The 9729-nt window shown below is 30.7% G+C and carries 8 protein-coding genes; 4 read left to right on the top strand and 4 right to left on the bottom strand.

The features are described from left to right. The first annotated feature begins 81 nt into the window (after positions 1-81). Entirely contained in the window at positions 82-726 is a 645-nt protein-coding gene (locus tag HALO113_RS17355) for a CoA pyrophosphatase (protein ID WP_159780403.1), read from the top strand. Between the two features lie 92 nt (positions 727-818). Further along, the gene (locus HALO113_RS17350) at positions 819-1622 is read left to right on the top strand and encodes a 1-acyl-sn-glycerol-3-phosphate acyltransferase (RefSeq protein ID WP_159780402.1); all 804 of its coding nucleotides are present in this window, start codon (positions 819-821) and stop codon (positions 1620-1622) included. A gap of 645 nt (positions 1623-2267) precedes the next feature. Here HALO113_RS17350 and HALO113_RS17345 read toward each other — a convergent pair. The 4 genes from HALO113_RS17345 to HALO113_RS17330 all read right to left on the bottom strand — a co-directional run bounded on the left by HALO113_RS17345 (position 2268) and on the right by HALO113_RS17330 (position 7739). After that, positions 2268-3707, bottom strand: a complete 1440-nt coding sequence (locus HALO113_RS17345; RefSeq protein ID WP_159780401.1) for a hypothetical protein — start codon at positions 3705-3707, stop codon at positions 2268-2270. Positions 3708-3894: 187 nt separating this feature from the next. Further along, positions 3895-6591: a T9SS type A sorting domain-containing protein gene (locus tag HALO113_RS17340; RefSeq protein ID WP_159780400.1), complete on the bottom strand. Its 2697-nt coding sequence runs from the start codon at positions 6589-6591 to the stop codon at positions 3895-3897. Positions 6592-6686: 95 nt separating this feature from the next. Next, the gene (locus HALO113_RS17335) at positions 6687-7103 is read right to left on the bottom strand and encodes an SseB family protein (protein WP_159780399.1); all 417 of its coding nucleotides are present in this window, start codon (positions 7101-7103) and stop codon (positions 6687-6689) included. Between the two features lie 75 nt (positions 7104-7178). Beyond that, positions 7179-7739, bottom strand: a complete 561-nt coding sequence (locus tag HALO113_RS17330; protein WP_159780398.1) for a 2'-5' RNA ligase family protein — start codon at positions 7737-7739, stop codon at positions 7179-7181. A 148-nt stretch (positions 7740-7887) separates the two neighbouring features. Here HALO113_RS17330 and HALO113_RS17325 point away from each other — a divergent pair, with 148 nt between their 5' ends. Together HALO113_RS17325 and HALO113_RS17320 are read left to right on the top strand one after the other, a co-directional pair. After that, entirely contained in the window at positions 7888-8445 is a 558-nt protein-coding gene (locus HALO113_RS17325; protein WP_159780397.1) for a DUF6642 family protein, read from the top strand. A gap of 151 nt (positions 8446-8596) precedes the next feature. After that, positions 8597-9658, top strand: coding sequence for a T9SS type A sorting domain-containing protein (locus HALO113_RS17320; protein WP_159780396.1), 1062 nt, complete (start codon positions 8597-8599; stop codon positions 9656-9658). Positions 9659-9729: the final 71 nt, after the last annotated feature.

Genomic DNA, 9729 nt, shown 5'->3' with positions numbered 1-9729 from the left:
TCTTTACTATACATTCTTTGGCAAATTATATTTAAATTGAAAAAATTAAAGTAACTTTATAAGTCGAAAAACAAAAAAACTATGTTGTTTCAAGATTTTATAAAATATATTCCAAAAATAAAAAAAGAAAAATTGCTAGCCACAGATGCGCATGCAAAAATGGCTCCTTTGGAAAGAATTTCTTTTTTAAGAGAAGAGAATTATAATGATAAAAACCCTAGAGAAGCAGCAGTTTTGATGTTATTTTACCCTAAAAATGAAATCACACATTTAGCATTAATTGTAAGAAATTCTTATCCAGGTGTACATTCTTCTCAAATAGGATTTCCAGGTGGAAAGGTAGAATTAGAAGACAAAAATTTAGAGCATACAGCACTGAGGGAAACTCATGAAGAAGTAGGTATAACACCAGATAAGATTGAAATCATTAAACCCTTTACGAAAGTATATATACCACCAAGTAATTTTTTAGTATCTCCTTTTCTAGGTATTTCACACGAAGAATTAGCTTTTGTTCCTGATTTTGATGAAGTTAAGAATGTGTTGGAGTTTCCTTTATATTTGTTCTTAGATGATAATTCAATAACCAATGTTAAAATGACCACTTCTTATGCTACAGATATCGAAGTACCAGTATTTATGGTAGAAAAATATGTAGTTTGGGGAGCAACGGCAATGATGATGAGTGAATTAAAAGAAGCGATTAGAAATGCGATAAACAGATGATGCTTTTTTAAAGTTTTATTATTTTTTTTATTTATAAAAGATAGGTTTTATTACATTTGTAGCCCTATTTTTTATTCTAAACTACTAAATTTATGGGATTATTTAAAAGAAATCCTTTTGGACATATATTATTTTTAAAAAAATGGTTAATACGTATTGCAGGTACATTTACACACAAGCGATATAGAGGTTTTAATCAATTAAAGATAGATGGATCTGAAATAATCAGATCTTTACCTGATACAAATGTATTATTCATTTCCAACCATCAAACCTATTTTGCTGATGTTGTGGCTATGTTTCATGTTTTTAACGCCGCTTTAAAAGGAAGAGAGGATAATATTAAAAATGTAGGCTATTTATGGAAACCAAAGCTAAATATGTATTATGTAGCTGCGAAAGAAACCATGCAAGCAGGGTTATTACCTAAAATTTTGGCCTATGCTGGTGCGATTACTGTAGAAAGAACTTGGAGAGCAGAAGGAAAAGATGTAAAAAGAGATGTTAATCCAAATGATACTGAAAATATTAAAATAGCGCTAGCTGATGGTTGGGTAGTAACATTTCCTCAAGGAACAACCCGTTCGTTCAAGCCTGTTCGCAAAGGAACAGCTCATATTATACTGCAACATAAACCGATTGTGGTACCTATTGTAATTGATGGTTTTAGAAGATCATTTGACAGAAAAGGACTTCGTATTAAGAAAAAAGGTATTTTACAATCTTTTGTAATCAAACCCCCTTTAGAAATTGATTATGAAAATGACACAGTTGAAACAATAGTAGAAAAAATAGAATATGCTATAGAACAACACCCTTCCTTTTTAAAAGTAATTCCAGCAGAAGAATTAGAAGAACAAGCAAGATTGAATAAGGAAAGAATGTGGAGATATTAATTTCTATTTAAACTATTTGTTTAACCTACTTGTGAGTTTGGTAGTATAAAAATGAAAATTATTGGAAGAAATTTATTTCTCAACTTTTATAATTATATCTATTTGACTTTCCATGAGGTATTTCTTAAGTATAGAAATATAATTTTCGTTTTCACAATAATAAGTACTATCACAAAAGACATATTTCTTTTCTTCTCAGATGTGACTGTCCAAAAGTTCATTAAGGTGTCATCCTGAATTTATTGAACTTCGTTGAATCTTCTATTTCAGAATCTTAAAATATTGATTATTAGTTTGATTTAGAATCTGAAACAAGCTCAGATTGACAAATAGCATTACTTTTTTGGACTGTTTCATTTTTGAAGCCAAAGAAATGTTTGCGTTTTGATTATAATTATTTAGACAACCTAAAAAGAATAATACTATTATAAGTAATGAAATCTTCATTTGTTATACAAATAGAATCGTTTGTTCATTACTTTGCAATATCCCAGTTTATTTACAAATAAATGTTTCGTTTTTAACCCAATTTTTTTGGTATAGCTATAAAAAAGATATGCTAAAAAGAAGAAGTTGGCGACTCGACTTTCTAGCATATACAAACAAAAAACAAACAAAACTATAAATTAACTAAGTCAATTATAGTTATTTCTTAATAATTTCAATAAGCGGTTTTAAATCCCCATAAACATGACTCAAATCTGTTGGTTGTAAACCATTATTTGAGTGACATGAAAAACAAGAACCATATTTACTGTAAGCAGTACCATTTTGCGCATAAGTTTCCATTGTACTATTAGCTAACTGACTACTTCCTATAGCTACACCTGCTTCTGTTAATGAAGGTGAGTAACTATATCCATTTGGAGCAACACCATTGCTAGTCCAAGTAGCACCCAAAAATAAGTAATTTTTTCTAATATCACTACCAGGAAGGTATTTTGTTACAGAATTATTTATATCTATTACTTTAGTATTAGCAATTGCTGGGGTTTTATCCTCTGGATTAGGCTGTGTTTCATAGCTACTTCCCCATGGTTTTGTACGAACAGTATTACTAGGGCTTATCGTTTGATTAGCTCTTGCAATGATACTATCATGACTAAATTTCATGTGAGAAACATTGGCAGGACTACTTACATCTGTGTTCAGTAACCAATTACCATTTCCATCAGCAGGAACTGTAACAACATTGCCTTTATCGTCTACATATTGATAGCTATCGTTAGGTGCATTATCTTTATGTTCAAAAGTAGCCCAAATCATTTCTGGATGACCGGCAGCACTTCCTACAATATGCATACCTACCATTGCTAATTTAGCTTTACGTTCTCCAGAAATTACCCATACAGTTTCCGTTTTTTTATAAGTAGGTATGATGGCTTCTATTGTTATATATTTACTAGTGTCAATTAATGTATCGGCTACAACCCAAGATGTTTTTATTTCCATTGCTAAAGCAGTAGAATCTTTAAGTACAACACCATTTTTTTTAGCAAATTCATTTATTGGTTTCAAGTCTGCAGCTGTAGTTGGAAATTTTAAACTGTCATTAGATTTTCCATAATTCATGGTTAAAAATTGAGCATACACATCATTAGCAAATGAAATATAATATATTAGATTACCATTTTTATCCATTAATACATCATCTGTAGCTTGCGCTTCTTCAGAATCTACTCTACCTGTTTTCTCTACATTTGCCATGGCACGCAACAACACTCCTTTTTCATGTTTAATAAAACTTCTTTTTCCAGATGCATTTTTGGGAGAAACCGTATAAAAAGTTGGCGATTCTAATACTGTTTCCCCATTAGTAGAGGAGGTTAGCCATAAAAACATTTGTTCAGACCATTTATAGAAATCACAGTTGTCATTATGAGTAAATGTAATACTATTTGCATTGTTTACTGCCCCATTTTCTGTAGCTGTACCCGAAGCAAACCAAGAATTGAATTCTTTTTCTGTAAGATTACAACTTACAGTTTCAAGCGTAGTTTCAGCAAGCGTTTCTTCTTGCTTTTCTTTTTTACAAGACCAAATTACTAAGGTTAATAACAGCAGTGTTCCGATAGTAAATTTCATGTTTTTCATAAATTGTTTTGCAATGGTTAGTTACGACAAAAGTATAAAAATCAACGTGCTTGTATATAGGTAAAAATACCTATTTTTTATGAAAAGAGACTATTTTTAAATGATCATTTTCTATAAAAATTTCTTTTATTTTAGAAAAACGTATTCATCAATAGCCTCTTTTATAATTAAGAAATACTTATTTTTTTATGATTTTTTGAATCATTCGATCATTTTCAACTGAAATAATTTCAAGTAAATAAATACCTTCCATTAAATTGCTTACATCTATAGTTGCTTCATTTGTGGCTACTTTTTTATCTATAATAGTGTGTCCTATGATGTCAAGTACTTTCACTTGTTTAATAGCTACCTTTCTACAATCTATGTGTATTATATCATTTACAGGATTTGGATAAACTTGAACACTTTCATTGGTAAAATTACTATTAGATAATGTATTTACAAAAGTGGTTGTAAAAGTATTTGTAATAATGGCTGGATTAAAATCAAAATAGATGGATGCTGTATTAGGAATAACATCTCCTACTGCATATCCTGGTAAAGGTTTAATTTTAAAAGTAATATATCCTTTACCTATTGTGTTATTGGGTTGAGAGACAGGTAATTGAATGTTATTGAATTGCCAAATCATATGTCTATCTACACGATCCATTTCATAGGTATGACTTGCACTTACCATTTCTAACGTAGTTATATCTAGTTTAGAATGTAATACATCTTCAACTCTTATATTAATAGCACTAGCTGTACCCGTATTTTCAAAACGTATGGTATAATACAAATAATCCTCAGATGTAAAGCTACTATGTAAGATTTCAGGACCATGACTTTCCATAATGTCATTAGGATCATAAGCATTAATAACTATTGATGCAATAGTACTCGTATTATTAGATAGTACAATATCATTAACAACTGGACTAATGGTAGCATTACTAGTTAAAATATCACCAGCATTTACAGTAGGTATTGTAGGTACTTGTAAAGAAATATCTATGGTTCGTATTTCAAAAGGCAATAAATTTGTAAAGTTATGTGTAAAACCATTTGTAGTAGTAATTGTAGCAGGAGTAGTGTTCATTAAAGTGGTTGCTACAGGTTTTGTAAAATCGATAGCTCCTGAAGCGATAGCTTGCGTACCTAAATTAGCAAAAACTAACTTATTAAAATAGGTAAAACCAGGTCTCGGCTGATTAATTGGAATTAAAGTTACAGCTAAATCATCATAATTTTGGTTCGGTACTACTGCTATATAATGAGTGCTCATTCCTGGAGCGGGTTGCAATGCAGTGTATGAATTAGAAACAGTATAATACGAACTATAGTTTGACAAAACATTATAACTTACATCATAACTATTTGTGGCATTAGAATCATAAATCGAGAACAAACCTGAGGGTGCAGTTACATTATGAACAATACCATCATTATTTTTTTCATAGGCAAAGCTACCTAATGGGAAATTAATTTCTCCAGTATCTTTAATACCATTATTATTAGTATCTAAAAATGAAATAAAAGTAAATCCAGAACAATCAATAACACCTGTAGAAGTAGGTAATAAGTTGATAGTAATAAACCCACTGTTGTTAGAGAAATTAGTTACCATAAGTAAATAATATTCGCCCGCTTGTGCATTTTGAATTACAGGATATTCTATAGCTGCAGCAGAATAGCTACAACCTACAATATTACCAGCACCATATTGGTTACAAGCCGTTGCAGGGTTGGTAAACGGCCCATATAAGATATAATCGATATCTTGATTACTGTATAAAGGTGCATTGTTACCTTGTTTTATTTCTAGATTAATAGAACCCGATTGTTCAATAGGTAAATAAAACCAAGTAGGATTAGGTGTAGTTGTTAAACATCCTGCAGCACCTAATGAACCCATCCCTGTTGTGTTTAAAAAAGGAACTCCTATTGATCCACACAATGAATTTGCATTGCTACAATTTGATGCCGCATTACAGTTAGCCTGAGCTACTAAAGTACGAGGATAAATTAAATCGCATCCATTGGTTACAAATTCCCTAACAAAAATACTACTGTTTAACATGGTGGCATTTAATGAATAACTTGAGGGCGATGCTATCGGATTTAGGTTATTAATAGCATTATTAAGTGAAGTGTAATAGGATAAACTATTAGTGGTAGCTAATAAAGCCTGAGCGGTAGTTAAATCATATTCAATGATGCCATCACTATTAGCATCACATGCTATAAGTGCTGGAAGTGAAGGCATTGTAAGATAACTTGAAACGATTAGATCAAATGAAGTAACTTCAAACCAAGAGGGATTGGCTAATTCAACTTGTCTGGTATAGACTATTTCATTTTGAGATACACAATATGGACTTACTAATGCATTAATGCCATTTTGTGCATCCACTTGAGAGGCATGATAGGTAATTGTAAAATCATTAGGATTAAGATTACCTAAAATAGCGCTGTCATTGGTTGTCAAATCAAAACAAGCTAAACCATTAGTGTCAGCACAACCCGATAAATCCTGCGGTATTCCATAACAAGTTCCAGTATAATTATAAGTAATCATAACCGGATCGCTCATATCATTTTGCGAACATACAGTGCGTAAATAGATTTCATAACTTGTATCACAATTTAAGCCATCTATTGTTAAAGGATTAACTTGAGAATATATTTGAGTTCCTCCTATAGAACCAAATCCAGAAGGACCAATTTCAATCAACCATTCAGTAACACTAGGATTATTTTCTGTCCAACCTATAGTAATTGTATTTGAATTATTTGTAACAACAGTAAGGTTTGTAGGAGTTACACATTGTGCAAAAAGCAAAGTTTGCGAACTAATTAAAAATAAGAGAAGAAGTAGTATTTTTTTCATGAAAAGTTATTTTATATTATAAATATAAAAAATATAAAATAACTAAAAAGTTAAGAATAAGAAGGATAGTGTTTTTTTAACAATTAATTAAGAAACTAAATACTTCTACCTAATACAAACATGGTATCCTGGTTACTATCAATAATAATTTTACTAATACCATTTTCCATTGCAATATCTAATACATCTTTTGCAGGAATCGATACAAAAGGTTTCATCTCTTTTGCCCAAACCATCAAAGTTTGCTGCGATGTAAAGGCACCCAGTACCATTTGGTTATCTACCTCAAAAACAGAAGTAAAAGTCATTTGTGTTCCTTTTTCAACCGTACTCCATCCATTTTTATCTTTATTTTCTCCTAAAACAGGTTCTGCTGTAGGAATAACTAAATACGCATTTTCACCTTGTAATTCATTAAAAACAGCCATAAAAGTATCTTGATTTTGATTGTTTTGAAAGTTCTTAATGTGTTTCAGTAGATTCGTATTATTGGGTTGAAATGTATCAGACATCGTTTTTTATTTAATCAATGTACAAAAATAGGAATTTAAAAAGAATCTACCCTTGTTTTAGATAAATTCAATAGATTAAAATAAAGAGGTTTGAATGATTTTCTGTGAACTGTCGTCTAAAAAAGGAAAAGTTGCTATAATTTCATATTGTTTTTTTACTAAATTAAATTGGCGTAAAGCAATACTATCACATAAAAAAGAAGATACTTCTAAAATAAAAAGCTCATGAGCCATAGCTATTTGAGAGTCAGAAAGTTTTCTCGCAATAGAAAGATGCGGGTCGTTGCTTTTGTACATATTAGGCAATTTTAAACGAGATGTAAATTTTTGCATGATAGACTTTAAATGTAATTTAGATTCCAAATCGGGTTGTATAAAAAAGGCACCATTAGGATAAGCACCCAAATCGGTTAATGTAACCTTAACAGGTTGAATACCTTTTGCTATTTGAGTAAGTTGTAGTTGTAGGGAAGTAATAGCTGTAGCATCGAGTTCAAATTCACAGACCGTAATATGAGCTATGGCATTTTTACTATGAAACCACCCAATTTTTTCAGCCAGTTGATTTTTCATTTGCTTCAATTTCTCAATAATAAGAAGATCAGGAATAAAAGCAAGTGAATATTTCTCAGTCATAGAACCAATTATTTTAATAATACAAATTTAAAGAAAGAAGAATCAGATGCACACAAAGTTTTTTATATTTAAAGCAAATTATTTTACCAATTTGTAGAAAGAAAATAATTACAAAAAGGAAAAAGAACGATTCATTACAACTCACTTTATGTCATTAGAAAAATATATCTATTGTTTAGAAGGCGTTCAAGATGTGGATAAACCTCATCCAACGGCTATTTTACCTGCTTTGGAAAACTTGGTTTTTCAATATGGGATTACCAATATCTATAAAACCTGCGATACTTTAGAAGGATTAGAGGAAAGTCTAAGTTTATTATTGTATGAAGACCGAAATTTTAAAGACTATGCCATTTTATACCTCGTTTTTCAAGGTGAAGCCAATCAAATTATTCTAGACAATTACTACTATTCTTTAGAAGAAATTGCCGAATTTTTTGAAGGTAAGCTTACAGGTAAAATTATTCATTTTGCTAATCTCATGCGTCTCGATTTAGATGAAGAAAGTGCTCAATACTTTCTAGATGTAACAGGTGCCAAAGCCATTTCTGGATACAGTAAGAAAGTCCCTATTTTAAGCACCGTTTTAGATGCGCAATACTTTGCCCTATGTCAAGAGCATGATGATGTAGTTGACCTTGTAGAAACCCTTTACGAAAAGCAATACGCTTTGTGCAAAACTATGGGCTTTTTATTGTATTATTGATTAAATCCAGTTAAATATCAAATACAATAAGCTTATTATTAAATGAAAATTCTAAGGGCTTTAAATTGAAATGAAAAAAATTTTTTTTTATGGGTAATGAATTAAAAGTTTAATCTCTAGTAGATATATAAACATTTAATTTTTTAAAATTATGAAAAAAAATCTTTTAGTATTTACCTTTCTTTTTATTGGTTTACTAGCTAAGGCAAACACAGCCAATCTGTCACTACATTCAATGGCTCCAAGTACCATAAGTGCTGGATATGAATTACAGTTCTTAGTTTCGTCATTACCTTCTGGATCTTGTTATGGTGATTTTACAGTTTCATTTCAAAGAAAACTATCTACCGAAACATTTTGGTCACCAATTACCATGACTCCAGTGACAGGTACATCTACTTCAGGTATAACAACTTTATCTAAGCTTTATAGAACATATCAACTAGAAGGGTATTCATACGATTATCGAGTAACAGTTACGTTCAATCCTCAAGCGGGAGGCACAGGGTGTAACACAGCTCCTAATCAAGTACGAACATCTTCTGTTGTAAACGTAAAAACACCTAAAGCTTGTTTTAACATTCTTAATCCTAGTACTGATGTAATTTCGAGTTCGCATTATGGTAATCAAGTAGTAAATAAAATTGGTTTGTCAACAGGTGATGTAATAATAGACGCTACATGTAGCTTGTATAATTCGGGTTACTTTGTAAGAGTAGCTAAATTTGATTTAGAAAACTGGTTTGTAATGGATGACTTATATAATGATTGGGTGACGGGCAATTTTGATCCTTCAAATATTAATTTAAATGATTTAATAGAAAGTAATGGAAAAAGTTTTGAACATGGTGCTGTTTATTTGGTAGGAGTAGCGGTAGGACCAGTTTGGAGTGCTACACCACCTAAGTTTATTACTATCAATTTTTTTGGAAGACCTGCACCTGTAGATCAAATAAAAGGGGATGAAATGGCAACAAATGAAATCATTGTAAGCCCAAATCCAGTTACCGATAACTTAACTATCGATTTAAATCAAACAAAAGCGTTAAAAGTTAATATTTACGATTTTTCAGGTAAGTTAATAGAATCGTATACACCTTCAACTAACGAGTCAAAAATAGAAATTAATTTTTCTAATTATACTTCAGGAACTTATTTGGTACAAATGGATACCGATGAAGGAATCAAAACTGAAAAAGTAATTAAGAAATAAAGGAAATAAACCGTAAATGTTGATTTAAGTTTATTTAGAGGCTATCCTAAGCTTAGGATAGCCTCTAATAT

The organism is Flavobacterium sp. 9AF, from assembly GCF_902506265.1.
Taxonomy (GTDB): domain Bacteria; phylum Bacteroidota; class Bacteroidia; order Flavobacteriales; family Flavobacteriaceae; genus Flavobacterium.
This window is presented reverse-complemented; position numbering and strand designations above follow the sequence as displayed.

Coding starts and splice junctions, on each gene's coding strand:
- HALO113_RS17325 (WP_159780397.1), top strand. CDS start 7,888: ATGTCATTAGAAAAATATATCTATTGTTTAGAAGGCGTTCAAGATGTG.
- HALO113_RS17345 (WP_159780401.1), bottom strand. CDS start 3,707: ATGAAATTTACTATCGGAACACTGCTGTTATTAACCTTAGTAATTTGG.
- HALO113_RS17335 (WP_159780399.1), bottom strand. CDS start 7,103: ATGTCTGATACATTTCAACCCAATAATACGAATCTACTGAAACACATT.
- HALO113_RS17320 (WP_159780396.1), top strand. CDS start 8,597: ATGAAAAAAAATCTTTTAGTATTTACCTTTCTTTTTATTGGTTTACTA.
- HALO113_RS17350 (WP_159780402.1), top strand. CDS start 819: ATGGGATTATTTAAAAGAAATCCTTTTGGACATATATTATTTTTAAAA.
- HALO113_RS17330 (WP_159780398.1), bottom strand. CDS start 7,739: ATGACTGAGAAATATTCACTTGCTTTTATTCCTGATCTTCTTATTATT.
- HALO113_RS17340 (WP_159780400.1), bottom strand. CDS start 6,591: ATGAAAAAAATACTACTTCTTCTCTTATTTTTAATTAGTTCGCAAACT.
- HALO113_RS17355 (WP_159780403.1), top strand. CDS start 82: ATGTTGTTTCAAGATTTTATAAAATATATTCCAAAAATAAAAAAAGAA.